The organism is Embleya sp. NPDC025285, from assembly GCF_055558835.1.
The window spans coordinates 1-1,258 of the sequence record NZ_JBVHLU010000307.1 but is presented as its reverse complement, the minus strand read 5'-3'; the positions used below and the strand labels follow the sequence as shown (position 1 = coordinate 1,258).

At 60.5% G+C, this 1,258-nt stretch carries 2 protein-coding genes; both read right to left on the bottom strand.

The annotated features are described in order from the left end of the window. A partial coding sequence (locus ACZ4FV_RS52420) for an SDR family NAD(P)-dependent oxidoreductase (protein ID WP_465328562.1) occupies nucleotides 1-251 on the bottom strand: 251 nt, incomplete at its 3' end. 112 nt (nucleotides 252-363) lie between these two features. Next, on the bottom strand, nucleotides 364-1,258 hold an 895-nt coding region (locus tag ACZ4FV_RS52415; RefSeq protein WP_465328560.1), incomplete at its 5' end, for a LysR family transcriptional regulator.

Sequence of the window (1,258 nt, the reverse complement as noted above, 5' to 3'; positions counted from 1 at the left end):
GCGTTATTGACCACCACATCCAGGTGGCCAAAATGTTTCACCGCAGCGTCAACCGCTTCCAGCACCTGCTGGTTGTGGGTGACATCCAGCGCGACGGGATAAACCGCATCACCGTATTCGGCCACCAGGTCATCCAGTTGCTTGGGATTGCGCGCGGTGGCAACCACACGATCACCGGCGCGCAGCGCGGCGACGGTAATCGAGCGGCCGAGGCCGCGGGAACTGCCGGTGATAAACCATATTCTGGACATTCGGACACCTCTTCGTTTGAGACTGTGGGAGCAACCTGTGAACGAATGATGGTGGACGGGCGCTTCTCATACACTAGCAAGAGGGCGCCAAGTGACTTGCGAATCACGCCATTTATTCGGCAGCCAATCGCGCCGACAGACTCTCAATAAACACCGCCTCCGCCCGGCTCATTTTCTGCTCACGGTTCCACAGCAGGTGGATATCCACGTCAGTAATCCCTTCGTCCGGCGGCAAGCGCCAGAGCAGTCCATTCTTCACATCCTCGGCCACCACATGAATCGGCAGGCAGCCCAGGCCAAACCCGGCAATCACCAAGCGCCGCACTTCCTCCAGGCTGGAGGAGGACGCCACGATGCGCCCGCTGAAGCCCTGCTGGTCACGAAAGATCGTCAACGGCGAGAGCATCCCGCCGATCTGGTCGCTGGTGAAACTCACGAAGTTCTCCGACTGCAAATCTCCCTCCGCCAGCCCGGTGCGTCCGAACAACGGGTGATGCCGCCCGCAAAAAAACGCATAACGCTGACGAAGGAACAGATGCTGCTCCAGCCGTGGCTGCGGCCGTCGATTAAGGCTTAGGCCCAACGTCGCGGTTTTCTCCAGCAGGGCAGCAACGATGTCAGAGCTGCGCATCACCTCAACGTCCAGGTCGACCCTGGGATGCTGGCGATGGAAGTCCGCCAGAAACTCATCAAAGGTGTCCGAGTTGATCCGGCTGATCATCAGCAATCGCACTTTGCCGAGCACCTCGTCGCCAGGCTTTTGCAGGGCGTTGCTCATCTGTGAGACCTGGCCATACATCTCGCCGGCGATCGCGAAGATTTGCTCGCCAGCTTCGGTCAGCACGAAACGTGGCCCGCGACGAGCGATCAGTTGGCAGTCGAGCTGCTCTTCCAGACGCTTGAGCGCCTGGCTGATGGCCGGTTGGGTCAGGTGCAGGCGCGCGGCGGCGCGGCTGATGCTCAATTCCTGGCCGATCACCCGGAAGGTGCGCAGCAGGTTCCAGTCC